Origin of the sequence: Ramlibacter agri, assembly GCF_012927085.1 — a bacterium.
Taxonomy (GTDB): domain Bacteria; phylum Pseudomonadota; class Gammaproteobacteria; order Burkholderiales; family Burkholderiaceae_C; genus Ramlibacter; species Ramlibacter agri.
Map to the genome: position 1 here is coordinate 3108212 of NZ_JABBFX010000001.1, position 24389 is coordinate 3132600.

A 24389-nucleotide genomic window follows, 5' to 3' on the forward strand; every position below is an offset into this window, starting at 1 on the left:
CTTCAGGGCAGGGCCCGGTCCAGGTGCACGTAGCCGCCGTCGGCATGCAGCCACTGGCCTGTGGTGTGTGAGGACCGGTCCGAAAGCAGGAACACCACGAGGTCGGCGATCTCCTGCGGGGTCGTCATGCGATGGCCCAGCGGAATGCGCTCGGTGATGGCATGCCGTGACGCCTCCGGGTCGGGCCGCGACTGCAGCCAGCGCTGGTACATCGGCGTCATCACTTCCGCCGGCAGCACGGCGTTGACCCGCACGCCCCAGGGCGCCAGCGCGGCGGCCCACTCGCGCGTCAGCCCGAGTTGCGCGGCCTTCGCGGCCACGTAGGCACTGGTGCCGCCCTGGCCGGTGAGCGCCGTCTTCGACGAGATGTTGACGATGGCGCCCCGGCGCTGCTTGAGGGACTCGGCGCACAGGTGCGCCATCAGGTAGCAATGGACCAGGTTGGCTTCCAGCGAGCGGCGGAAAGCGGCAACGCCGGCTTCCAGGCCGACGCCGTCGTTGCTGCCCGCGTTGTTCACCAGCGCGTCGATGCCGCCGAATTCGGCCTGGGTCCGCGCGATCGCATCCTTGCAGGCGTCCTCGTCCTCCAGCTCGAGCCGGAAGAAGCGAATGCCCGGACCCGCCAGGGCGTCGGGCCGTTCGCCGCGATCGAGGATCACGGGCAGGGCGCCTTCACGCGCCAGCTGCTGGCTGATCGCGCCGCCTATGCCGCTGGCGCCGCCCGTGACGACGACGACCTTGCCTTGCAGGTGCAGGTCCATCAGTCGTACAGGACGGCGGCGATCTTCGGATCGTTCATGTTGGTCTTGTCGTACCAGTAGAAGCCGGTGTCGATCACCTTGGGCAGCTGCTCGCCCTTGATCGCCTTCACCGCCGCCTCGACCGTCTTGTAGCCGATGCCCACCGGGTTCTGGGTGATGGCGCCGGCCATCAGCCCGTCGCGGATCGCGTCCTTCTGCTGCTTGCCGGAGTCGTAGCCGACGATCACGACCTTGCGCTTCATCTCCTTCACGCCGTTGACGACGCCGATGGCCGAGCCTTCATTGGTGCCGAAGATGCCCTTGAGGTTCGGGTAGGCCTGCAGGATGGACTTGGTGATCTCGGTGGACTTCAGGTGGTCGCCGCCGCCGTACTGCACGGTCACGATCTTGACGTTCGGGTAGTTCGCCTTCATGCGATCGACGAAGCCGTCGCGGCGGTCCACGCCGGTGCGGCTGGTCTGGTCGTGCGCCACCACGGCCACTTCGCCGTTCTTGCCGATCAGGTCGGCCATCTTGTCCGCGGCGAGCGCAGCGGCGGCCTTGTTGTTGGTGGTGGCGGTGGTGACCGGAATGTCGCTGTCCACGCCCGAGTCGAAAGCCACCACGGGCACCTTGGCGGCCTGCGCCTTCTTCAGCAGCGGAATCGCGGCCTTGCTGTCCAGGGCGGCGAAGCCGAGTGCCGTCGGGTGCTTGGCCAGCGCGGCGGACAGCATGTCGATCTGCTTGTCGACCATCGCTTCCGTCTCCGGGCCTTCGAAGGTGACCTTGACCTTGTAGTCCTTGGCGGCCTGCTCGGCGCCCGACTTCACCGCCTGCCAGAACTGGTGCTGGAAGCCCTTGGACACGAGCGGGATGTAGGTCTCCTGCGCCAGCGCCCCGGAGGGAATGCCCAGCGCCGCGGCACAGACGACTGCAATACCGAAAGCACGTTTCGTCGACATGGTGGTCTCCTGTGGTGGAACGATGCTCACCGGCTGCGCCGGCGAAGGATGTCGGTGTAGACGGCGAGGATGATGATGACTCCCGTCAGCGCCGTCTGCCACTCCTGGGCGACGGACAGGATGCGCAGGCCGTTGGCCAGCACGCTCATGATGAAGGCGCCGATGATGGTGCCGAGGATCGTGCCGGCGCCGCCCGAGAGCGAGGTGCCGCCGATCACGACGGCCGCGATGGCGTCGAGCTCGTAGCCTTGCCCCAGTGCCGGCTGCGCGGAGTTCAGCCGCGAGGCGATCAGCAGGCCCGCAATGCCGCAGATGCCGCCGCTGACGGTGTAGACGACGATCTTCCAGAAGTCGACGTTGACGCCGGACAGGCGCACCGCCTCTTCGTTGCTGCCCAGCGCGAAGGCGTAGCGCCCGAGGATGGAGTGCTTCAGCACGATGCCCGCGGCCGCTGCCACCAGGAACAGGATCAGCACCGCGTTGGGGATGGGCAGGGAGGGCAGCACCTGGCCGATCAGCGAGTCCTGCGAGATCGCGGAGAAGCCCGGCGTGTCGTTGAAGTAGATCGGCTTGGTGCCGGAGATCACCAGCGCCAGGCCCTTGAGCAGCAGCATCATGCCCAGCGTGGCGATGAAGGGCGGGATCTTCAGCTTGGCGACCAGCACGCCGGATGTGAAGCCGCTCAGGCAGCCGAAGAAGATCGCCGCCAGCACGCCCACGGGCAGCGGCAGGCCGAGGTAGGTGAGGCACACGCCCGTCATCACGGCGCAGAAAGTCATCAAGGTGCCGACCGAGAGGTCGATGCCGCCCGTGATGATGACGAAGGTGCAGGCGATCGCGAGCACACCGTTCACGGCGGTGGCCTGCAGGATGCTCACCAGGTTGTCGACCTGCAGGAAATTGCCCGACGCAACGCTGAAGAACACCATCAGCACCAGCAGGCTGGCGAACGCGAGCAGCTTCTGGCGCGTGGCCGGCCGGAACAGGCGGTCCTTCAGCAGCACCGGCAAGCCGGGCGCGGTGGCCTGCGCTTCGGTCGGGGTCAGGGGCAGGGTCATACTCTTTCCTCGCGGCGGGTAGCCAGGCGCATGATTTCCTCCTGCGTCGCATCGCGCGCCGCCAGTTCGCCGGTCAGGCGGCCTTCGCACATGACGACGACGCGATGCGCCAGCCGCAGGATCTCCGGCAGTTCCGACGAGATCACGACGATGGCCTTGCCGTGCGCCGCCAGGGCGTGGAGCAAGCGGTAGATCTCCGCCTTGGCGCCGACGTCGATGCCGCGCGTGGGCTCGTCGAAGAACAGGATGTCGCAGTCGCGCAGCAGCCACTTCGCGATGACGATCTTCTGCTGGTTGCCGCCCGAGAGCAATTGCACCTGCTGTTCGACCGAAGGCGTCTTGATGCCCAGCTGGCGAACGTAAGACTCCGCGGTCGTGCGGATCCGGGAGGCGTCGAGAAACAGGCCCAGCTGGAGGAAGCTGCGCATGGACGGCATGGCGACATTGGTGGCCACATCGAGCGCCGTCGCCAGGCCGTACAACTTGCGGTCTTCCGAGAGGTAGCCGATCCCGCAAGCCACCGCGTGCTCGGGCGAACGGATGCGAACGGCTTGCCCGTGGACGCGGATCTCGCCGGCAGCTATGGGATCGGCACCGAACACCGCGCGCGCCACCTCGGTGCGGCCGGCGCCCATGAGGCCGGCGAATCCCAGGATCTCGCCCCGGCGCAGCACGAAGCTGACGTCCTGGATCGCCGAGCCGCGGCTCAGGCCGCGCACTTCCAGCACGACCTCGTTGCCGGCGGTGTCCGGATGTTCCTCGTGCAGCTGTTCGAGCTGGCGGCCGACCATCATGCCGATGATGGCCTCGAGGCTGGTGGAGGCCATGGGCACGGTGGCGATGTACTGGCCGTCGCGCAGCACCGTGACCCGGTCGGCGACCTGCTGCAGTTCGTCCATCTTGTGCGAGATGTAGACGATGCCGACGCCTTCGGCCTTCAGCTGCCGGATGATGCGGAACAGGTCGGCGACTTCCTGGTTGTTCAGTGCCGCCGTCGGCTCGTCCATGATCAGGACCTTCGAATGGAAGGACAGCGCCTTGGCGATCTCCACCATCTGCCGCTTGGCCACCGACAGTTCGCTGACCAGCGTGCGCGGATCCAGCGCCAGGTTCATGCGTGCGAAGATCTTGGCGGCCTGCGCGTTGAGGGCTTCTTCGTCGAGCAGCAGGCCGAAGCCGCGGCGCGGCTCGCGGCCGATGAAGATGTTCTGCGCCGCGCTCAGGTGGCTCATCAGGTTGAGCTCCTGGTGCACGATGCCTATGCCCAGAGCCTGCGCGGCGCGCGGGCTGGTGATGTCGACCGGCTTGCCGTCGACGACGATCTCGCCGGCGTCGCGCGCATGGATGCCGGCCAGGACCTTCATCAGGGTCGACTTGCCGGCGCCGTTCTCGCCCATCAAGGCGTGCACCTCGCCCGGGAACAGTTCGAACTGCACGCGGTCCAGCGCCTTGACCCCGGCGAAGGCCTTGGACAGGTGGCGGATGGAGACGATGGGTTCCATGGTCTAGGACAGGCCGTAGAAGCGGCGCGCGCTGCCTTGCCACACGAGGTCCTGCTCCGAAGGGGCGAGCGAGCCGATGAAGCTCTTGCTCATCTCGAGCCATTGGGCGTGGCTGCTCGCCAGCGTGAGCACAGGCCAGTCGCTGCCCCATAACAGCCGCGCCGGCCCGAACCACTGCAGCAGGGCGTCCCAGACCGGCTGCAGCGCTGCGACTGTCGGCTCCATTGGAAGAAGTTCGGTCGCCAGTCCGGAGAACTTGCAGCTCACCTGGGGCAGCGCGGCCAGCTCGTTCATGTGGCGCCGCCAATCCGGCACCCGTTCGCCTTGCCAGCCTTCGGCGAGCCGGGGCTTGGCGGCATGGTCGATGACGACGGGCAGTTCGGGCCATGCACGCACGAACTGCAGCAAGGCCGCAAGATGCTGGGGCTTGACCAATGCATCGAAGCGCAAGCCCAGTCGCAGCAGTGCCCGCACGGCGTCAGGATGCGGCGCGCTGGCGATCCAGTCGGCCTGCGGCAGGTCCTGCAGCATCGGCCGCACGCCCTTGAACTTCGGGTGCCGGGCCAGTCTTTCGAGCGTGGCTACGGCGTCCGCGCGACTCAGGTCCACCCAGCCGACAACGCCGGCGATGAAGTCATGGCGAGTCGCCAGTTCCAGCAGGAATTCGGTTTCGGCGACGGAGGCGGCCGCCTGCACCAGCACGGTCTGGCCGATGCCGCCCGCGTTCAGCAGCGGCAACAAGTCCTCAGGGAGGAATTCGCGCAGCAACGGCGCAAGCGCGGGCTCGTCTGCGCGCAGCCATCCATAGTCGCCGCGCGCAGGTCTCCAGAAGTGCTGGTGGGCGTCGATCCTGGTCATCGCCGCACCGGCCCTTCAGTTCAGCACGCCTTTGCGCAGGATGAAGTTGCCGTAAGGCCTGGCGTCGCCGGTCTGGACCACGGCATAGGCCTGCTTCGCCTGCTCGTAGTAGGCAAAGCGCTCCAGCGCCTCCACCCGGGGCTGCGGGTCGAGCCGGGAGAAGACCGTCTCGACGGCTTCCCGCTGCGCGTCGGACAAGGTGGACGCGTCACCGACCTGCGCCATCCGCAGCACCGGTGTGTCGTAGGTGTCCAGCGGCAACACCGACAGGATGGCTCGCAGCGCCTGCGCCAGGTTGCAGCCGGGCAAGTGGATCAGCGGCCGGTCGCCCGCGATGCTGTACGCCGGGAAGTTGGTGTCGCACACGGCGATGCAGTCGCCGTGGCCCATGGCGGCGAGGGCGTGCAGCAGGTCGGGCGTCAGGAGCGGGTCGATGTTCTTGAGCATGGAACCTCGTCGCGCTTGCCAGCAAAGCGCAGCCGAGCATGCCCAGGAAAGCCGGGCCAGCGCAAGCCGGCTCGCTCATGGTTTTCCCGGGACCGGGGAAAGTGAATCGCCTAGCGGTCCTTCAGGTAGAAGGTATTCGTGCGCGCGCCGGAGAACGGCACCAGGCCGTCGTAGCGCTCGTTGGCCATCCAGGGGCTGTAGCCCAGCGACTGGATGATGGGGGCCAGCCGCGTCCAGTCGCCATTCTCGACCAGCAGGATGGGCGCGTGCCTGGCGATGGTCTCGCGGAAACCTGCCACTACTTCCGATTCCACGCCCTCGACGTCGACCTTGATCAGGTCCGGCTGCAGCGCCAGTTCATCGCCGGGAACGACGGCCGCGGTGAAGGTCTCGAAGCTCGGCTGGCCGCCGCGCCGGGCGAAGCGCTCCACCACCCACGGCTCCTGCAGCGATTCCAGCCGCATCGTGCATTCCTCGAGGTAGCGCACGCCGCCGACCACCGGGATGTGGAAGGTCATGGCGGTCCGCGCCGCGCCCAGGCCGGTCTCGAAGACCCGCACGTCCTCGAAGCGCTGCGCCGTCTGGCGCAACTGCGGGATCAGCGCCGGGTTGGGCTCGAAGCTGGAGATCAGCGCCTGGGGCCGGGCTGCCTTGATCGAGACGATGGACTGGCCGATGTTCCCGCCAACGTCGATGACGACCGGGGCCGGCGGCAGGATATGCGCCAGGACGGCGAAATCCGGATCGTGGTACATGCCGCAAGCCTAGCAGTCCGGCACCGGCGCCGCTCCCCCTGGTCGAGGGAGGCTCGAGCCCGCAGGCAGGGGCCGCGAGCAGCGCCAGAACCCCAAATCTATAATTGAAGGTTCAGCTGGACCCTCCATGAGCACTCCCAACTTCACCGTCGCCCAAATCCGCCAGACCTTCCTGGACTTCTTCAAGGAGCGGGGCCACGCCGTGGTGGCCTCGAGCCCGCTGGTGCCGGGCAACGACCCGACGCTGATGTTCACCAACTCGGGCATGGTGCAGTTCAAGGACGTCTTCCTCGGCACCGACAAGCGCCCCTACGTGCGTGCGGCCTCGGTGCAGGCCTGCCTGCGCGCCGGCGGCAAGCACAACGACCTGGAGAACGTGGGCTACACGGCGCGGCACCACACCTTCTTCGAGATGCTGGGCAACTGGAGCTTCGGCGACTACTTCAAGCGCGAGTCGCTCACGTGGGCCTGGGAGTTGCTGACGGAGGTCTACAAGCTGCCCAAGGAAAAGCTCTGGGCCACGGTCTACCAGGAAGACGACGAGGCCTACGACATCTGGACCAAGGTCATCGGCCTGCCGCCCGAGCGCGTGGTCCGCATCGGCGACAACAAGGGCGCCCGCTACGCCAGCGACAACTTCTGGATGATGGCCGACACCGGCCCCTGCGGCCCCTGCTCGGAGATCTTCTTCGACCACGGCCCCGAGATCGCCGGCGGCCCCCCGGGCAGCCCCGATGAAGACGGCGACCGCTACATCGAGATCTGGAACAACGTGTTCATGCAGTTCGACATGCAGCCGGATGGCTCGGTCAAGCCGCTGCCCGCGCCCTGCGTGGACACCGGCATGGGCCTGGAGCGCCTGGCGGCCATCCTGCAGCACGTGCACAGCAACTACGAGATCGACATCTTCGAGACGCTGATCGCCGCCGCCGGCCGCGAGACGCACACGAAGGACCTCGCGAACCCGTCGCTGCGCGTGATCGCCGACCACATCCGCGCCACCGCCTTCCTGGTGGCCGACGGCGTGATCCCGTCCAACGAAGGCCGCGGCTACGTGCAGCGCCGCATCATCCGCCGCGCCATCCGCCACGGCTACAAGCTGGGCCAGAAGACGCCGTTCTTCCACAAGCTGGTGCCGACCCTGGTCAAGCTGATGGGCGAGGCCTATCCGCACCTGGCCGCTTCCGAGCAGCGCGTGATGGACGTGCTGAAGGCGGAAGAAGAGCGCTTCTACGAGACGCTGGCCAACGGCATGGAAATCCTGGACGCGGCCCTGGGCGGCGGCCAGAAGGTGCTGCCGGGCGACGTCGCCTTCAAGCTGCACGACACTTACGGCTTCCCGCTGGACCTGTCGGCCGACGTCTGCCGCGAGCGCGGCGTGACGGTGGACGAGGCAGGCTTCAACGCCGCCATGGAAAAGCAGAAGGCGGCCGGCCGCGCGGCGGGCAAGTTCAAGATGGACCGCGCGCTGGAGTACGGCGGCGCGGGCAACGTCTTTACCGGCTACGAAAGCCTGCAGGAAACGGCCAAGGTGGTCGCCCTGTACAAGGACGGCACGCCGGTGCAGCAGCTGGCAGAAGGCCAGCCGGGCGTCGTCGTCCTGGACAAGACGCCGTTCTACGCCGAGAGCGGCGGCCAGGTCGGCGACAGCGGCCTGCTGGCCGCCGAAGGCCTGCAGTTCGGCGTGCAGGACACGCAGAAGATCAAGGCCGATGTCTTCGGCCACCACGGCGTGCAGACCCAAGGCACGCTGAAGGTCGGCGATGTCGTCAAGGCTTCGGTGGACTTGGCCCTGCGCCAGTCCACGATGCGCAACCACAGCGTCACCCACCTGATGCACAAGGCGCTGCGCGAAGTGCTGGGCGGCCACGTGCAGCAGAAGGGCTCGCTGGTCGATGCGGACAAGACCCGCTTCGACTTCACGCAGAACTCTCCGGTGACCGACGCGCAGATCCGCGAGATCGAGCAGATCGTCAATGCCGAGATCCTGGCGAACCAGCCGACGCAGGCCCGCGTCATGGAAATCGAAGCCGCCAAGGCCACCGGCGCCATGATGCTGTTCGGCGAGAAGTATGGCGAGACCGTGCGCGTGCTGGACATCGGCAGCAGCCGCGAACTGTGCGGCGGCACCCATGTGTCCCGCACGGGTGACATCGGCCTGTTCAAGGTCGTGTCCGAGAGTGGCGTGGCCGCGGGCGTGCGCCGCGTCGAGGCGGTGACCGGCCGCAATGCGTTGGCCTACCTGCAGGAGCTGGAAAGCACGGTCAGCAGCGCCGCCGGCGCCCTGAAGACGCCGGCGCCGGAGCTGCAGTCCCGCATCGGCCAGGTGCTGGAGCAGGTGCGCGCGCTGGAAAAGGAAGTGGCCGCGCTCAAGGGCAAGCTGGCTTCCTCGCAGGGCGACGAGCTCATCGCGCAAGCCGTGGACGTCAAGGGCACCAAGGTGCTGGCCGCGCGCCTGGAAGGCGCCGATGCCAAGACCCTGCGCGAGACCATGGACAAGCTGAAGGACAAGCTCAAGTCCGCCGCCATCGTGCTGGCCGCCGTCGACGGCGCCAAGGTGCAACTGGCAGCGGGCGTCACCGCGGACCGCATGGGCCAGGTGAAGGCCGGCGACCTGGTGAACTTCGTCGCCCAGCAGGTCGGCGGCAAGGGCGGCGGCAAGCCGGACCTGGCCATGGCCGGCGGCACGGACGCCAGCAAGCTGCCGGGCGCATTGCAGTCGGTGCAGCAATGGGTCGCCGACCGCGTATGACGGTTCTTCCTCCCTCGCCCCTCTGGCGAGAGGGCCGGGGTGAGGGGCTGCCGCGGCGGGCTATTCTTGCTGCGGGTCTTGCCCTGGCCGTGCCGCAACTGCGCGCGGCCCAGATCCAGCAGCAGCCCACCGGCATCTCGCCCTTCCAGGCCCTGGACCTGGAAGGCCGCAAGATGGCCGTGCCGCTGGCTGGCAAGCCCACGGTCGTGAACTTCTGGGCTACCTGGTGCGAGCCCTGCCGCACCGAAATGCCGCTGCTGCAGCAGATGGCGGACTTCTACAGCGACCGCCTGGTGCTGCAGGCCGTCAACGTCAAGGAGCGCGCCACCACGGTGCTGCGCCACGTGAAGGCCGCTGCCTGGCAGGTGCCGGTGCTGCTGGACCCGCTGGGCGAGGGCGCCGCGGCCTGGACCGTGAAGATTTTTCCTACGACCGTGGGCTTCGACGCCCAGGGCCGCGCCCGCTGGCGCGTGCAGGGCGAATACGACTGGTCCGGCGCCGAAGCCGGCAAGCTCGTTGAAGGGTTGTGGCGCTGACGGGATAATCCCCGCCATGCCCAATCGCCGCCACTTCCTTTCCGCCGCCGCCGCTGCCGCCGGTTCCTTCTCGCTGCCGCTCGCAGCCTTCGCCCAGGAGCGCCAGTTCGCCCCGATGCCGGGCGAGTGGCGCACCTTCGACGTCACCACCCGCGTGGACGTGAACCTGTCGCAGGGCGACACCCGCGTCTGGCTGCCGGTCCCCTCGGTCAACACCGACTGGCAGCGTTCGCTGGAAAGCAGCTTCGCCACCAACGGCGCCGCCACGCGCGTCACCGATGGCCGTGAGGGCACCGGCATCCTGCAGGTGGACTTCGCCGAAGCGGTGAAGCAGCCGTATGTCGAACTGACCAGCCGCGTGCAGACGCGCAACCGGGCCGTCGACTGGCAGCAGAAGAAGCAGGCGCAGCTGGAAGCGGCCGACCGCGCCTACTGGCTGCAGCCGACGGTGCTGATCCCCACCGACGGCATCGTGCGCGAGACCGCGCTGAAGGCCGTGGGCGATGCGCGCACCGACGAAGAGAAAGTGCGCCGCCTGTACGACTGGGTGGTGCACAACGCCTTCCGCGAGCCGACCACGCGCGGCTGCGGCGAAGGCGACATCAAGACCATGCTGGAGACCGGCAACCTGGGCGGCAAGTGCGCGGACATCAACGCGCTGTTCGTCGGCCTGGCGCGCTCGGTGGGCATCCCGGCGCGCGACGTCTATGGCGTGCGCCTCGCGCCTTCCGCTTTCGGCTACAAGACGCTGAGCGGCAACTCCGCCAGCCTGAAGGGCTCGCAGCATTGCCGCGCCGAAGTCTTCCTGCAGGCTCACGGCTGGGTGGCCATGGACCCGGCCGACGTCGCCAAGGTCATGCGCGAAGAGACGCCGACCTGGATCAAGACGGTGTCCGACCCCCTGATCGCGCCCGTCTACAAGGGCCTGTACGGCGGCTGGGAAGGCAACTGGGTGGGCTTCAACATGGCCCACGACGTCGCGCTGCCCGGCTCGCGCCTGGGCAAGCTGGGCTTCCTGATGTACCCGATCGCCGAGGACAAGCAGGGCCGCTTCGACAGCTACGCGCCGGACGACTTCAAGTACCAGATCACGTCGAAAGAGATCAAGGCCTGATCAGGCTTTCTGGAACACGACGTCCCAGACGCCGTGTCCCAGCCGGATGCCCCGGTTCTCGAACTTCGTGAGCGGGCGGTAGGCGGGACGCGGCGCAAAGGCGGACGCGGTGTTGCGCAGGTGCGGCTGCGCCGCCAGCACTTCCAGCATCTGCTGCGCGTACGGCTCCCAGTCGGTGGCGCAGTGCAGGTAGGCGCCGGCCTGCATGCGCGGCACCAGCTTGGCGATGAAGTGCGGCTGCACCAGGCGGCGCTTGTTGTGCCGCGCCTTGTGCCAGGGGTCGGGGAAGAAGATGTGCACGCCGGCCAGCGCCGCTTCCGGCAGCATGTTCTCCAGCACCTCCACGGCATCGTGCTCGATGATGCGGATGTTGGTGAGGTTCTGCTCGCCGATGCGCTTGAGCAGCGCGCCGACGCCGGGCGGATGCACCTCGCAGCACAGGAAGTTCTTCTCCGGCATGAGGCCGGCGATGTGCGCCGTGGCTTCGCCCATGCCGAAGCCGATCTCCAGAATGGTGGGCGCGGCGCGGCCGAAGACCTGGGCCAGGTCCGCGGGCTGCGGCTGGTAGGGCACCATGTACTTCGGACCCAGTTCTTCCAGCGCCTTGGCCTGGCCGGTGGTGGTGCGGCCCGCGCGCCGCACGTAGCTGCGGATGCCGCGGGGGTGGGGCACGCCTTCGGGCGTGCTGTCTTGGTCGCTCATGCCCCGATTGTCCGCGACCGGCGGACCGTGGGTCACATGCCGTATCGGTGGGCCCAGGCAGAGACAGCCGTCGCCAGCCACGAACCGCTGTCCGATCCGTGTACGTCCAGCCCCAGCGTCCGCCCGGCAGCCTGCAGCGCCGCGAGCGGATCGCGCAGATCCAGCGCCGCCGCACCGTTCTGCTTGGACAGTTTCTCGCCATTCGGTCCCAGCACCAGCGGCGTGTGCAGGTACGAAGGCGTGGGCAGCTCCAGCGCCCGCTGCAGCAGCAGCTGGCGCGCGGTGTTGTCCGCCAGGTCTTCGCCGCGAACGACATGCGTGATGCCTTGCGCGGCATCGTCCACGACCACCGCGAGCTGGTAGGCGTACAGCCCGTCGGCGCGCTTCAGCACGAAGTCGCCGACCTCGCGCGGCACGTCCTGCGACTGCGTGCCCAGGCGCCGGTCGGCCCAGGTGACCCCGCCTTCTTCCACGCGCAGGCGCCAGGCGCGCGCGGCGCGGCCGTGCAGGCCATCGCGGCAGGTGCCGGGGTAGACCAGCTCCGCATTCCGTTCGCGCTGCCGGCCGAGCGCACGCAGGGCCTCCTCGATGTCCTTGCGCGAACAGGCGCAGGGATAGGCGCGCCCGGCCTGCACCAGGCGATCCAGCGCTTCCTGGTACAGCGGCTCGCGCCGCGACTGCCACACCGGCGGCTCGTCGGGCGTGAGCCCGCAGGCGGCGAGCTGGCGCAGGATCTCGTGGTCGGCGCCGGCCACGCAGCGCGGCTTGTCCACGTCCTCGATGCGCACCAGCCAGCGGCCGCCATGCGCACGCGCGTCGAGCCAGCTCGCGAGCGCCGCCACCAGCGAGCCTGCATGCAGCGGCCCGGTGGGCGAGGGCGCGAACCGGCCCCGGTAAGCCGGGCTCATGGCGTGCGGTAGCGCTCGAGCAGGGCAGTGCGCGTGGCGGCGCTTTCCAGCTGCGCCAGCCACCACTGCAGCGCGCGGCCCGGGCCCAGCGGGCCGGCTTCGCGCCAGGCATAGCTCATGCGGATACGGCGGCTGGACACGCGCTTCACTTCACGCGCCACCAGCCGGCCGCTTTCGAGGTAGGGGCGCGCCAGCGGCTCGGGCAGGAAGCCGCCGCCCAAGCCGCGCAGCTGCGCATCCAGCTTGGCCCGCATGGTGCCCACGGTGAGCACGTCCTGCCCGGCCAGCAAGGACATGGTCAGGGCCGAGTTGCGCTGCAGGACCGAATCCGCCACCGCCACCGCGCGATGCTTCACCAGCACCTCGTCGGGGATGGGTTGCGGCTGCGCCGCCAGCGGATGGTGCGGCGCCACCGCGAAGACGAAGCCGAGGTCGCCCAGCTCATGGCTGTGGATGCCCGGCGTGGTGCCGGGCTCGACCACGACGCCCAGCGCCAGGTCCGCACGGCCGCTGACCAGCGCCTCCAGCGTGCCGGCCAGCGTCTCGTCGCGCAGGCGCAGGCGGGTGGTCGGCTGCAGCGCGTAGAAGGCTTCGGCCAGCTCCATCACGGTCGACGAGGACAGCGCGCCGTCGACCGCGACCGTGAACTCCGCTTCCCAGCCGGTGGCCACCCGCTTCACGCGGTGGGCCATGGCGTCGATGTCCTGCAGCAGCTGCTGGCCCGCGCACAAGAGCTCGTTGCCGGCGGCGGTGAGGCGCGCAGTGCGCGAGCTGCGGTCGAACAGCAGCACGTCCAGCGCGTCCTCGACCTGGCGCACGCGGTAGGTGACGGCGCTGGGCACCAGGCCCAGCTCGCGCGCCGCGGCGGCAAAGCTGCCGTGGTCGGCCACGGCCTGGACCAGGGCCAGGGCATCGGGGGTGAGGACTTCGCGCGGGCTGGGCATCTTCAGAATTTTTGAATGATGCCATCAAAGTGCAACCGGTCTCGAGGCACAGGTGAACCTCTACATTCCTTCCTCATTCAAAGGAACCGACACATGCTGACAGTTCGCAAATCCCAAGACCGCGGCTATGCCGACCATGGCTGGCTGAAGTCGTTCCACAGCTTTTCCTTTGCCGGTTACTACGACCCGCAGCACATGGGCTTCGGCAACCTGCGCGTGATCAACGAAGACCGCATCGCCCCCGGCACCGGCTTCGGCACGCACGGCCACCGCGACATGGAGATCATCAGCTACGTGCTGTCGGGCGAACTGGCGCACAAGGACACGCTGGGCAACATCAAGGGCATCCCGCCCGGCGACGTGCAGCGCATGAGCGCCGGCCGCGGCGTGATGCACAGCGAGTTCAACCACGCGCAGGACCAGACGACGCACTTCCTGCAGATCTGGATCGAGCCGAACGTGACGGGCATCGACCCGGGCTACGAGCAGAAGCGTTTTCCGGACGCCGACAAGCGCGGCAAGCTGCGCCTGGTGGCCTCGTCGGACGGCGCCGAAGGCTCCGTGCTGATCCACGCCGATGCGCGCCTCTACGCCGGCCTGTTCGACGGCGCCGAGACCGCCACGCTGAAGCTGGACCCGAAGCGCCCGGCTTACGTGCACCTGATCCGGGGCGAGCTCACCGTCAACGGCCAGAAGCTGACCGGCGGCGATGCCGCAAGGATGGAAGGCGAAGCCGAACTGAAACTTTCCGAGGGGAAGGACGCCGAAGTTCTGGTGTTCGACCTCGCGGCCGATTGATCCCGTTTTTGCAACCCAGGAGTAAGAGAAAGCCATGACCACCACCACTTCCCACCCCCTCGACGCGGCGCAGGACGCCATGTCCCTGATCGGCCGCATCCTGGTGGCCGTCCTGTTCGTCCCGGCCGGCTGGGGCAAGCTGGTCGGCTTCGCCGGCACGGTCGGCTACATCGCGTCCAAGGGCGTGCCGCTGCCGGAAGTGGCGGCGGCCTTCGCCATCTTCTTCGAACTGGGTTGCGGCCTCGCGCTGCTGTTCGGTTGGAAGACGCGCTGGGCGGCGCTGGGCCTGGCGGTCTTCACGATCGTGATTACGCCCATCTTCCACCCCTTCTGGGCGGATCCGTCCCAGAAGCTGAACTTCTGGAAGAACCTCGCCATCACCGGCGGCCTGCTGGGCTTCGCCTCCTTCGGCGGCGGCGCCTTCAGCCTGGACGGCCGGCGCTTCGCGGCGCACCGCCCCGCGACGGCTTGATTCTTCGGGCATCTTGCAGGCTGGGTTCGCGCAGCGCCCCCAGCTTGCATCCGTTAAGCTGCCGCCCATGCCCCTCTCCCAACAGCTGAATGGCCACGAGAAGGACCTCGGCGGCGGCTTCCTCGTCCGCCGGTCCCTGCCGGCCGCGCGCCAGCGCAGCGTCGGCCCCTTCATCTTCTTCGACCACTTCGGCCCGGCGGAAGAACTGCCGGAGCAGAACCACGACGTGCGGCCGCACCCGCACATCGGCCTGTCGACGGTCAGCTACCTGTTCGAGGGCGCGATGATGCATCGCGACAGCCTGGGCACGGAGCAACTGATCGAGCCGGGCGCCATCAACTGGATGACCGCGGGCCGCGGCATCGTGCATTCGGAGCGCAAGCCGGACCACCTGCGCAACTCCCGCTACTACAACCACGGCCTGCAACTCTGGACGGCGCTGCCGCTGGAGCAGGAAGAGGCCGAGCCCTCGTTCTCGCACACGCCGGCCGACGCCATCCCGGAATGCAGCGTCGGCGATGCCCAGGTGCGCGTGCTGGTGGGCGAGGCTTTCGGCCTGCGCTCGCCGGTGCCGGCCTTGTCGCCCACGCTGTATCTCGATGTGCGGCTGCCTGCCGGCGGCGTGTTCGAGCTGCCGCCGCTGGCGGCGGAGCTGGCGGTCTATGCCGTCGAAGGCGCGCTGGAGGTCGATGGCGAGCCGCTGCCGGAGCGCGTGATGGGCATGCTGGAGGCCGGCGTGCCCGCGCGCCTGGTCGCGCCTGCAGGTGCGCGGCTGGTCGTCATCGGCGGCGCGCCGCTGGATGCGCCGCGGCATATCTGGTGGAACTTCGTGTCCAGCCGCAAGGAGCGGATCATGGCCGCCAGCGTGGACTGGAAGGAAATGCGGATGGGCGTGGTCCCCGGCGACCCGGAGTTCATTCCCCTGCCGCCAACGCAGTTCACGCCGCCGGAGCCGATTTCCTGAGGTCGGAACCCAGCGCCTCGCGCTCGTCGAACACGAAGCACTTCCCTTCGTAGTGCCTCCCGTCGGTTTCCTCGAAATATTTGAGGATGCCGCCTTCGAGCTGCCAGACGTTTTCGACGCCGGCTTCCTGCATCACGAGCGCCGCCTTTTCGCAGCGGATGCCGCCGGTGCAGAAGCTCACCACGGTCTTGCCGGCGAATTCGTCCGCGTTGGCTCGCAAGGCCGCGGGGAATTCGCTGAACTTGGACAGGCGCCAGTCCACCGCGCCGGCGAAGGTGCCGTGATCGATCTCGAACGCATTGCGGGTGTCCAGCATGACCACGGGGCGGCCTTCATCGTCCCGGCCCGCGTCCAGCCAGCGCTTCAGCGTTGCCGCGGGTAGGGCAGGCGCGCGGCCGGCGGAAGGCCGCACCGCCGGCTGGTTCATGCGGATGATCTCCTGCTTGACCTTCACCAGCATCCGGCCGAAAGGCACTTCCGACGACCAGCTTTCCTTGGCCTGCAGGTCCGCCAGGCGGGGATCGGAACGCAAATCCGACAGCAAGCCGCGCACGGCGTGCTCCGAGCCCGCCAGGAACAGGTTCAAACCCTCTTGCGCCAGCAGGATCGTCCCCTTCAGCCCCAGCGCCTGCGCCCGCGCCAGCAGCGGCGCACGCAGGTCGACGGCGTCGGGCAGGGCGACGAACTTGTAGGCGGAGACGTTCAGGACTTTGTTCACGGCAGGCGGGATTGTCCGGGAAAGTCAATACCCGCGTGTTTTCTACAATGGCGGCATGTTCGTCCACCTGCGCCTGCACACCGAATTTTCCGTCGTCGACGGTACCAACCGCATCGACGAGATCGTCAAGGCGGCCGCCGCCGACGGCCAGCCCGCGCTGGGCATCACGGACCTGAACAACGCCTTCGGCGCCATCAAGTTCTACAAGGAAGGCCGCGGCGCCGGCGTCAAGCCCATCGTCGGCTGCGAGCTGATGGTGCACGGCTTCGCCGCCGATCCCGCAGCCATCTCGCGCGTCGCGCTGCTGGTGCAGAACCGCCAGGGCTACCTGAACCTGTGCGAGCTGCTGGCCCGGGCCTGGACCAGGAACGTGGTGAAAGCCCAGGCCGTGGTCAAGCTCGAATGGCTGCAGGAGCTGAACGAAGGCCTGCTGATGCTGGCCGGCGCGCACGCCGGCCCGGTGGGCCAGGCGCTGCTGGCCAGCGACGAGGGCCGCGCGAGCGACGTCGCGCTGCAGCTGGCCGCGATGTTCCCGCACCGCTTCTACCTGGAAGTGCAGCGTGCCGGCCGTCCCGACGACGAGCCGCATGTCGCCGCCTGCGTGCAACTGGCCGCCCGCCTGAACCTGCCGGTGGTCGCCACGCACCCGGTGCAGTTCACGCAGGAAGACGGCTACGAGGCGCACGAGGCCCGCGTCTGCATTTCCGAAGGCGAGATCCTGGGCAACCAGCGCCGCGTGCGCAAGTTCACGCGCGAGCAGTACTTCAAGACCCAGGCGCAGATGGAGGCGCTGTTCGCGGACCTTCCTTCGGCCATCACCAACACGCTGGAAATCGCGCGCCGCTGCAACCTGACGCTGGAGCTGGGCAAGCCGCGCCTGCCCAACTTCCCGACGCCCAACGGCATGCCGATCGACGAGTACTTCCGCTACGCGTCGCACGAAGGCCTGAAGGAGCGCCTGGTCCACCTGTTCCCCAAGGAAGAAGAGCGCGAAAAGCAGCGCCCGCGCTACGTGGAGCGGCTGGAGTTCGAGCTCGGGACCATCCTGAAGATGGGCTTCCCCGGCTACTTCCTGATCGTGGGCGACTTCATCGGCTGGGCCAAGAACAACGGCTGCCCGGTGGGCCCGGGCCGGGGCTCGGGCGCCGGCTCGCTGGTGGCCTACGCGCTGAAGATCACCGACCTCGACCCGCTGCAGTACAACCTGCTGTTCGAGCGTTTCCTGAACCCGGAGCGGGTGTCGATGCCCGACTTCGACATCGACTTCTGCCAGGGCAACCGCGACCGCGTCATCGAGTACGTGAAGGACAAGTACGGGCGCGATGCGGTGTCGCAGATCGCCACCTTCGGCACGATGGCGGCGCGCGCGGCGGTGCGCGACGTCGGCCGCGTGCTGGACATGAGCTACACCTTCTGCGACGGCATCAGCAAGCTGATCCCGAACAAGCCGGGCACGCACGTGACCATCGCCGAGGCGATGGAGCAGGAGCCTATCCTCAAGGAGCGCTACCAGCGCGAGGACGAGGTCAAGACACTGCTCGATCTGGCGCAGAGCCTCGAAGGCATGACCCGCAACATCGGCATGCACGCGGGCGGCGTGCTGATCGCCCCGGGCAAGCTGACCGACTTCACGCCGCTGTACCAGCAACCGGGCAGCGACAGCGCGGTGAGCCAGTACGACAAGGACGACGTGGAGGCCGCCGGCCTGGTGAAGTTCGACTTCCTGGGCCTCGCCACCTTGACCATCCTGGAGCTCGCGCGCGAGTTCATCGTCAAGCGGCACCCGGCCCAGAAGGACTTCGCCTTCGAGAACATCGCGCTGGACGACGCGCACACCTACCGGCTGTTCACCGACGGCAAGACCGAAGCGGTGTTCCAGTTCGAATCCCGCGGCATGCAGGGCATGTTGCGCGACGCGCGGCCGTCGCGGCTGGAAGACCTGATCGCCCTGAACGCGCTGTACCGACCGGGCCCGATGGACCTGATCCCGTCCTTCGTGGCGCGCAAGCACGGGCGCGAGACGGTGGAGTACCCGCACCCCGCGGTGGCGGACATGCTCGGCGAGACCTACGGCATCATGGTCTACCAGGAGCAGGTGATGCAGACCGCGCAGATCCTGGGCGGCTATTCGCTCGGCGGCGCCGACCTGTTGCGCCGCGCCATGGGCAAGAAGAAGGCCGAGGAGATGGCCGTGCACCGGGAGCGCTTCCGCGAGGGCGCCGCCAAGACGCATGGCATCCCCCAGGACAAGGCTGACGAGATCTTCGACCTGATGGAGAAGTTCGCGGGCTACGGCTTCAACAAGTCGCACGCCGCCGCCTACTCCCTGCTGGCCTACCACACGGGCTGGCTGAAGGTGCACTACACGGCGGAGTTCTACTGCGCCAACTTGACCATTGAAATGGACAACACCGACAAGCTGAAGGTGTTGTTCGAGGACGCGGTCAAGAACTTCGGCATGACCTTCGAGCCGCCGGACGTCAACCGCGGCACCTACCGCTTCGAGCCGATCTCCGACAAGGTCATCCGCTACGGCCTGGGCGCCGTCAAGGGCACGGGCCAGTCGGCGGTGGAAGCCATCGTCGCCGCGCGCGAAGAGGGCGGGGCCTTCACGAGCCTGTACGACTTCTGCGCCCGCGTCGACCGCGCGCGCATCAACAAGCGCACGGTGGAAGCGCTGATCAAGGCCGGCGCTTTCGACGCGCTGCACATGAACCGCGCGACGCTGGTGGCCACCATCGACCGGGCCTTCGAGTTCGCGGTGGCGCAGGACGCCAACGCCAACCAGGGCGGCCTGTTCGACATGGGCGACCACCACGGCGCCAGCCACCAGGAGCCGGACCTGGTGGAGGCCACGCCCTGGGGCATCAAGGAGCGCCTGACGCACGAGAAGGTGGCGGTCGGCTTCTACCTCTCGGGCCACCTCTTCGACGAGGTCGAGCGCGAGGTGCGCCGCTTCTGCAAGCGCCAGATCGAGGAGCTGGTGGACACGCGCGAGCCGTTGCTGCTGGCGGGCATCGTCACCGACCTGCGCGTCATCAACGGGCAGCGCGGCAAGCTGGCGCTGTTCAAGCTCGATGACAAGAGCGACGTGATCGAGGCCGCGGCCGACGAAGGCGTCTTCAAGCAGCACGCCTGGTTCAAGGACGACGAGCTGATCGTCGTGATGGCCAAGCTGCAGCCGGATCGTTTTTCCGGCGGCTTCCGCCTGAACATCCAGCAGATCTGGGACCTGGCGACGGCGCGCTGCCGCTTCGGCAAGTACCTGAAGGTGGCCGTCAACGGCACCGCGCCGGACATCACGCGCATGGTGCGCGAGTTCCCGCCCAAGCGCGAGATGTCGGAGCAGGGCGAACTGGTGCGCGGGCTGAACGTGCGGCTGCTGGTGCAGCGCGAGTCGGCGACGGCGGAACTGCAGCTGGGCGAACAGGCCAAGTTCTTCCCGAGCGATGCTGCGCTCGCCAGCTGGATCGCGCAGGCCCATGGCGGGCAGGCGCAGATCGTCTACGAGCTGTAGGGCGTCAGCCGACGTCCAGGCTCAGCTTCGACTGCAGGATCACCTTCTTCCACTGCCCGAAATCCGCCGCGATCTGCTTGCCGAAGATCTCCGGCGAGCTCTTCACCGGCGTCGAGCCGGAATTCAGCAGGCGGTTCTGCACGTCCGGCGTCGCGACGGTCTCGCGCAAGGCCGCATCGAGCCGCGCGACGATGGGCGCGGGCGTCTTCGCCGGCGCGAGCACGCCCACCCAGGAGTTCACGTCCACGTCCTTCAACTCCGGGAAGCCCAGCTCCGCGAGCGTCGGCACCTTGGGCAGCGCGGGCGAACGCTTCGAGCTGGTGACGGCCAGCCCTTTCAGCACGCCGGCGCGGATGTCGCCGGAAGTCGTGGGCACCGCGGCCAGCATCAGCGGGATCTGGCGCGCCAGCACCTGCGCGCGGGCGTCGCCGCCGCCGCGGTAGGGGATGTGCACCGCATAAAAGCCCAGCCGCAGCTTCAGCAGCTCCATCGTGAGGTGGCCCGTGCTGCCTACCCCCGAGGTGCCGTAGTCGAACACGCGCGGGCCGATGCCGGTGCCGAGCGCGCTGCGCGACAGGCGAATGAACTCGCCGAAATCATTGGCCGGGAAAGTGGAATGCGCCGTGATCAGCACCGGCGAATCCACCACCTTGCCGATCGGCGCGAAATCCGCGACCGGGTCGAAGCCGATGTGCGGGTTGGCCGCGGGAATGGTGACGTGCGTGCCATCGAATCCCATCAGCAGCGTGTAGCCGTCCGCCGGGCTGCCCGCGACATACTTGGTGGCGATGGCGCCGCCGGCGCCGGTGCGGTTCTCCACGACCACCATGTGGCCCAGGATCTCCGCCAGCCGCGGCGCGATGATGCGCGCCGTGAGGTCGGCGATGCCGCCGGGCGCCAGGCCCACCACCAGCCTCACCGGCCGGTTCGGGAAACTCTCCTCCGCGCGGCCCAGCATCGGGACGACCGCGGCGGCTGCAATGCCGCGGGCGAAGGCGCGGCGCCGGATCACGCGGCCTCCGGCTGCCGCTGCGCGGCTTCCTGCTGGATCGGCGCGGACAGCGTGTAGCGGCCCTTGATCTGCGAGCGGTGCAGGGTGCGGATCTGGTCCGGCGGGAAGGCGTCGCGCCGGTGCATGGTGGTGAGGTTGTTCCACAGCACCACGTCGCCCAGGCGCCAGTGGTGGCACAGCGTCACCGAGCCGGCGGTGGCGTAGCTCCAGATGATGTTCAGCAGCCGCTCGGATTCCTCCAGCGGCAGGCCGGGGATGTAGGCGTTGCGGCGCCGGCCCAGGTACAGCGTGTGCTCGCCGGACTCGGGCTGCACGATCACGATCGGATGCACGGTGCCCACCGACTGGGTCGGGTCGTCGTTGGCGACCAGCCCCAAGCGCACGTTGCCGCCGCTGTCGTAGGTGCCGTCGTGCTTAATGCCCAGGCGGCTGATGCGGCGCACCAGGTCGGCCGGCATGGAGCGCAGCGCTGCCGGCATGCTGGCGAACCAGGTGTCGCCGCCCTTGGCGGGCAGCTCGATGGACCACAGCATCGAAGCAAACGGCGGCCGCTCCAGGTAGGACATGTCGGTGTGCCAGTGCGCCTCGCCGTCGCCCAGTGCGCCCAGCGCCTCGCCGGTGGCGGACTTGCGGTTCGACACCACGTACAGGTTGGGGTGGCCGGGCACGCTCTTGCGGCCGGCGCCCTGGTTGGGCGGCGGGTCCAGCTCGCCCAGCATGGCGGAGAAGCGTTCGAAGTCGTCGTTGGTCAGGCGCTGGCCGCGCAGCAGCAGCACGTGGTGCTGGCGCCAGAGGGCATACAGCTCGGCGAACTGCGGCACCGTGATCGTCGCCAGGTCGATGCCCTGCACTTCGGCGCCGAGCACGGGCGTGATGGGGTTGTAGCTGATGGCCATGGACTTCTTCCCTCGGATCCTCAGACGATGCCGGCCGTGCGCGAGGCCAGCGACAGGTCGACGAAGCGCGAGCCGGAGCGCTCGCTGCGGCTGTAGCGCAGGTTCGTGTAGCCCAGGTCCAGGGCGCCCACGTGGCCCATGCCGTCGATCAGCCCGGCGCGGGTTTCGCCGCGCGACTGCTTCAGGCCCTCGGCCAGCGCCAGGCCGGTGATGAAGCCTTCCAGCGACACCGGCGTCACCGTGGTCTTGAGTTCGCGCGCGATCGCAACGAACTCGCGCACCACCCAGTACTTTTCGCGGGTGTACTCCGGCACCACGACGCTGAAGCCCACGCCGGCGGCGTCGGCGCCCAGGTCGGCCAGCAGCTTCTCGCGGTCGACGAAGGAGATCACCATCTTCGGCAGCACCAGCGTGCGCGGCGCGTAGTCGCGCAGCAGCGTGGTGAGCGGCGCGTTGTTGGCCAGGATGATCAGCATCTCCGGCTTGGCCTGGTCCAGCGTCTTCAGGGCAGCCGCATTGAGCGACGGCCCCTTGCGGTCGACGCCGGCCGTCACCACCAGCTTGCCGCCCTGCTGCGCCAGGATCTTCTCCAGCAGCGGCACGTTGGTGGCGCGCGCGTCTTCCAGGTGCACGAAACCGAAGTTCGACACGCCCAATTGGCGGTAGTGGTGGACGATGGCTTCCAGCTCGCGCTCGTAGCTGGCGCGCGTGGTGAAGGTGGTCCCCGCCTTGTCGCCATAGAGCAGCGGCGTGCCCGAGAAGGCGCCCACCAGCGCGATGCCTTCCTTCGCGGCCATCACGGCGCCGGCTTCGGAGCAGGGCCGGGTCGTGTAACCGGTGAGCCCGATCACCTGCCGGTTGGCCGTGAGCAGCTCGGTGTTGGCCTCGGTCTTCGCCTTGTCACCCTGGTCGTCCAGCGAGAGCAGCTGCACCCGCCGGCCGTCGACGCCGCCTGCGCGGTTGACCGAATGCAGCGCGGCCAGGATGCCGTCGCGCATCGCCGTGCCGAAGCCGGCCTGCGGCCCCGTGAGCGCCGCCGATTGGCCCACCACCAAGGGGGCGGCCGCCGCCGTCGTCTGCACCCAAAGAGGTGCAGCGACGCCGGCGGCGATTCCCCAGCCCGTCCCGCGCGCAAGAAATGTTCGGCGCTTGATCATTGTTCTTCCCCCTGATGCGCATATCGCTGCGCTTGAGCCAGAGTCTGCGCAGCCAAGTTGCGCGGCGGCTAGAGGGGGCTGCGGCAACTTACCGCCGGTTGCAAGCCTTGCTCTCGATTTCGAAGCGGGGCGCGCAGGAAGGGCGCAGTGTTGCGGGGATGTGTAAGGAGGCGGCCTAAAGCGCCACTGCGAAACGACTCACGCGCGCGCGCAACAAGTCGGCCGGCCTCGGCCGCTCACCCCTGGGGCCGGAACACCAGGTCGCCGCCGCTCGGCACGCGGCCATCGACGTCGCGCGGCAGGGTTTCGGCGTTTTCGAGGGCGCGCAGCACGGCGTCATCCCAGCTCTTGACGCCGCTGGACTTCTTCAGCGTCTTGGCGACGATCGTGCCGTCCGGCGCGAGCCGCACCGTGACGACCGCTTCCGGATTGCCCGACACGGTGTCCGTGAAGTGGATGAAGGGCCGCACCTTGGCTTGCACGCGCGCGCCCCAGGTCGCCGACGGCCCGCTGGAATGGGCGGCGGCGCTGGTCGAGCCCGGCGCGCCGGTGCCCGCCATCGCCTGCATGCGCTTGAGCGTGTCGTCGCGCAGCTGCGCCAGCTTCTTCGCCTGCTGCTCGTCCTGCAGCTTGCGCTTCTTCTCTTTCTCGAGGTCTTCCTTGCGCTTGGCCTCGGCCAGCTGGCGCTTGTCCTCTTCCTTCTGGCGCGCGACTTCCTCGTCGTGCTTGCGCTGTGCTTCCAGCTTGCGCTTGCGATCCAGCTCCTTCTGCTTCTGCAGTTCGGCCAGTCGGCGCTCTTCCGCTTCGCGCTTCGCCTTCTCGCGCTCCACGGCGATCTGTGCATCGCGCTGCGCCTGCAGGTCGGCCTGGGGCGGCGGCGGGGCCTTGACGACCGGTGGCGCGGGCGGCGTCGGCGCGGGAGGGGGCGGCGTCGGTTCCACCACCGGCTTGGGCGCCGCTTCCTGCGGCAGCTTGGACCACAGTTCGGCCTCGGCCACCGTGTTCTCGCTCTCGCGCTGCCAGTGCAGGCCGAAGGTGAGGGCGACGAGCAGCAGCAGGTGCGCGATGACCGCCAGCACGACGGCGCGCAGCATCCCCGGCTGGGGCGGCGGCGCGAACTGGTGGCGGTCGGAGGCGGCGTCCACGGCGCGCTATTGCGTCAGTTGCACCGACAGGCCGACGCGCTGCACGCCGGCTCGCTGCAGGGCGTCCATCACCTTCACCACTGCCTCGTACTTGACGTTGCGGTCGGCGCTGATGACGACGGCCACGCTGCCCGCCGGCTTGTCCGCCTGCGCCTGCAGGATGGCGGGCGGGATGTCCTTCAGCGGCATGCCGACCGACTTGTCCGTGAGCTTCAGCTCCAGGTGTTCGTCCTTGCCCACGCTCACCTCGATCACCTGGTCCGGCTTGCGCGAGGCCTTGCCGACGCTGGGCAGGTCGATCAGGCTGGGCGTGATCAGCGGCGCCGTCACCATGAAGATGATCAGCAGCACCAGCATCACGTCGATGAACGGGACCATGTTGATCTCGTTCATCGTGCGGCGGCCGCGGCCGCGGGCGGCGACGTGCGGCAT

Annotated in this window: 23 protein-coding genes; 7 read left to right on the forward strand and 16 right to left on the reverse strand. The window is 68.5% G+C overall.

Features of this window, described 5'->3' with window-relative positions; translation table 11 throughout:
* Positions 1-2: 2 nt before the first annotated feature.
* The 7 genes from HHL11_RS15170 to HHL11_RS15200 all read right to left on the reverse strand — a co-directional run bounded on the left by HHL11_RS15170 (position 3) and on the right by HHL11_RS15200 (position 6322).
* Positions 3-761 (reverse strand): L-fucose dehydrogenase, encoded by a 759-nt coding sequence (locus HHL11_RS15170; protein WP_169419184.1) that lies wholly within the window; start codon positions 759-761, stop codon positions 3-5.
* A complete protein-coding gene (locus tag HHL11_RS15175; protein ID WP_169419185.1) occupies positions 761-1702 on the reverse strand; it encodes an ABC transporter substrate-binding protein in 942 nt (313 codons plus the stop codon). Before HHL11_RS15175 ends, HHL11_RS15170 begins: the two co-directional genes overlap by 1 nt.
* A 26-nt stretch (positions 1703-1728) precedes the next feature.
* Complete coding sequence (locus HHL11_RS15180; RefSeq protein ID WP_169419186.1) at positions 1729-2760, reverse strand: ABC transporter permease; 1032 nt, start codon at positions 2758-2760, stop codon at positions 1729-1731.
* Positions 2757-4262, reverse strand: a complete 1506-nt coding sequence (locus HHL11_RS15185; protein WP_169419187.1) for a sugar ABC transporter ATP-binding protein — start codon at positions 4260-4262, stop codon at positions 2757-2759. The genes HHL11_RS15180 and HHL11_RS15185 overlap by 4 nt, the downstream gene beginning before the upstream one ends.
* Before the next feature lie 3 nt (positions 4263-4265).
* On the reverse strand, positions 4266-5120 hold the full coding sequence (locus tag HHL11_RS15190; protein WP_169419188.1) for an amidohydrolase family protein: 855 nt from the start codon (positions 5118-5120) through the stop codon (positions 4266-4268).
* A gap of 15 nt (positions 5121-5135) precedes the next feature.
* A complete protein-coding gene (locus HHL11_RS15195) occupies positions 5136-5567 on the reverse strand; it encodes an RbsD/FucU family protein (protein ID WP_169419189.1) in 432 nt (143 codons plus the stop codon).
* A 110-nt stretch (positions 5568-5677) separates the two neighbouring features.
* Entirely contained in the window at positions 5678-6322 is a 645-nt protein-coding gene (locus tag HHL11_RS15200; protein ID WP_169419190.1) for an FkbM family methyltransferase, read from the reverse strand.
* A 127-nt stretch (positions 6323-6449) separates the two neighbouring features.
* Here HHL11_RS15200 and alaS point away from each other — a divergent pair, with 127 nt between their 5' ends.
* The 3 genes from alaS (at position 6450) to HHL11_RS15215 (ending at position 10724) form a co-directional block, all read left to right on the forward strand.
* Positions 6450-9074 (forward strand): alanine--tRNA ligase, encoded by a 2625-nt coding sequence (alaS, locus tag HHL11_RS15205; protein WP_169419191.1) that lies wholly within the window; start codon positions 6450-6452, stop codon positions 9072-9074.
* An 89-nt stretch (positions 9075-9163) separates the two neighbouring features.
* Positions 9164-9610: a redoxin family protein gene (locus HHL11_RS15210; protein ID WP_205964284.1), complete on the forward strand. Its 447-nt coding sequence runs from the start codon at positions 9164-9166 to the stop codon at positions 9608-9610.
* A gap of 16 nt (positions 9611-9626) precedes the next feature.
* The gene (locus HHL11_RS15215) at positions 9627-10724 is read left to right on the forward strand and encodes a transglutaminase-like domain-containing protein (protein ID WP_169419192.1); all 1098 of its coding nucleotides are present in this window, start codon (positions 9627-9629) and stop codon (positions 10722-10724) included.
* Here the strand turns inward: HHL11_RS15215 and trmB are convergent, their stop codons facing one another.
* Genes trmB through HHL11_RS15230 form a run of 3 tightly spaced genes read right to left on the reverse strand, consistent with a single transcriptional unit; the run spans position 10725 to position 13278 of the window.
* The gene (trmB, locus tag HHL11_RS15220) at positions 10725-11426 is read right to left on the reverse strand and encodes a tRNA (guanosine(46)-N7)-methyltransferase TrmB (protein WP_169419193.1); all 702 of its coding nucleotides are present in this window, start codon (positions 11424-11426) and stop codon (positions 10725-10727) included.
* A gap of 32 nt (positions 11427-11458) precedes the next feature.
* Positions 11459-12334: a tRNA glutamyl-Q(34) synthetase GluQRS gene (gene gluQRS, locus HHL11_RS15225; protein WP_169419194.1), complete on the reverse strand. Its 876-nt coding sequence runs from the start codon at positions 12332-12334 to the stop codon at positions 11459-11461.
* Entirely contained in the window at positions 12331-13278 is a 948-nt protein-coding gene (locus HHL11_RS15230) for a LysR family transcriptional regulator (protein ID WP_169419195.1), read from the reverse strand. The genes gluQRS and HHL11_RS15230 overlap by 4 nt, the downstream gene beginning before the upstream one ends.
* Positions 13279-13371: 93 nt before the next feature.
* Here HHL11_RS15230 and HHL11_RS15235 point away from each other — a divergent pair, with 93 nt between their 5' ends.
* The 3 genes from HHL11_RS15235 to HHL11_RS15245 all read left to right on the forward strand — a co-directional run bounded on the left by HHL11_RS15235 (position 13372) and on the right by HHL11_RS15245 (position 15512).
* Positions 13372-14076: a pirin family protein gene (locus HHL11_RS15235; RefSeq protein WP_169419196.1), complete on the forward strand. Its 705-nt coding sequence runs from the start codon at positions 13372-13374 to the stop codon at positions 14074-14076.
* Between the two features lie 34 nt (positions 14077-14110).
* The gene (locus tag HHL11_RS15240) at positions 14111-14548 is read left to right on the forward strand and encodes a DoxX family protein (protein WP_169419197.1); all 438 of its coding nucleotides are present in this window, start codon (positions 14111-14113) and stop codon (positions 14546-14548) included.
* Between the two features lie 67 nt (positions 14549-14615).
* Positions 14616-15512: a pirin family protein gene (locus HHL11_RS15245; RefSeq protein ID WP_169419198.1), complete on the forward strand. Its 897-nt coding sequence runs from the start codon at positions 14616-14618 to the stop codon at positions 15510-15512.
* On the opposite strand, the gene HHL11_RS15250 is transcribed toward HHL11_RS15245, so the two are convergent.
* A complete protein-coding gene (locus HHL11_RS15250; protein ID WP_169419199.1) occupies positions 15487-16230 on the reverse strand; it encodes a sulfurtransferase in 744 nt (247 codons plus the stop codon). The two genes, HHL11_RS15245 and HHL11_RS15250, sit on opposite strands and share 26 nt — an antisense overlap.
* A 55-nt stretch (positions 16231-16285) precedes the next feature.
* Between HHL11_RS15250 and dnaE the strand changes: the two genes are divergently transcribed.
* Positions 16286-19747, forward strand: a complete 3462-nt coding sequence (dnaE, locus tag HHL11_RS15255; RefSeq protein ID WP_169419200.1) for a DNA polymerase III subunit alpha — start codon at positions 16286-16288, stop codon at positions 19745-19747.
* A gap of 4 nt (positions 19748-19751) precedes the next feature.
* Here dnaE and HHL11_RS15260 read toward each other — a convergent pair whose 3' ends face one another.
* The 5 genes from HHL11_RS15260 to HHL11_RS15280 all read right to left on the reverse strand — a co-directional run bounded on the left by HHL11_RS15260 (position 19752) and on the right by HHL11_RS15280 (position 24389).
* Positions 19752-20759 carry a tripartite tricarboxylate transporter substrate-binding protein gene (locus HHL11_RS15260; RefSeq protein ID WP_169419201.1) on the reverse strand — a complete coding sequence of 336 codons (1008 nt, stop codon included), beginning with the start codon at positions 20757-20759 and terminating at the stop codon, positions 19752-19754.
* Complete coding sequence (locus tag HHL11_RS15265) at positions 20756-21655, reverse strand: TauD/TfdA dioxygenase family protein (RefSeq protein WP_169419202.1); 900 nt, start codon at positions 21653-21655, stop codon at positions 20756-20758. The genes HHL11_RS15260 and HHL11_RS15265 overlap by 4 nt, the downstream gene beginning before the upstream one ends.
* A 20-nt stretch (positions 21656-21675) precedes the next feature.
* On the reverse strand, positions 21676-22812 hold the full coding sequence (locus HHL11_RS15270) for an ABC transporter substrate-binding protein (RefSeq protein ID WP_169419203.1): 1137 nt from the start codon (positions 22810-22812) through the stop codon (positions 21676-21678).
* A gap of 236 nt (positions 22813-23048) precedes the next feature.
* Positions 23049-23957, reverse strand: coding sequence for a TonB C-terminal domain-containing protein (locus HHL11_RS15275; protein ID WP_169419204.1), 909 nt, complete (start codon positions 23955-23957; stop codon positions 23049-23051).
* A 6-nt stretch (positions 23958-23963) separates the two neighbouring features.
* Positions 23964-24389, reverse strand: a complete 426-nt coding sequence (locus tag HHL11_RS15280; RefSeq protein WP_169419205.1) for a biopolymer transporter ExbD — start codon at positions 24387-24389, stop codon at positions 23964-23966.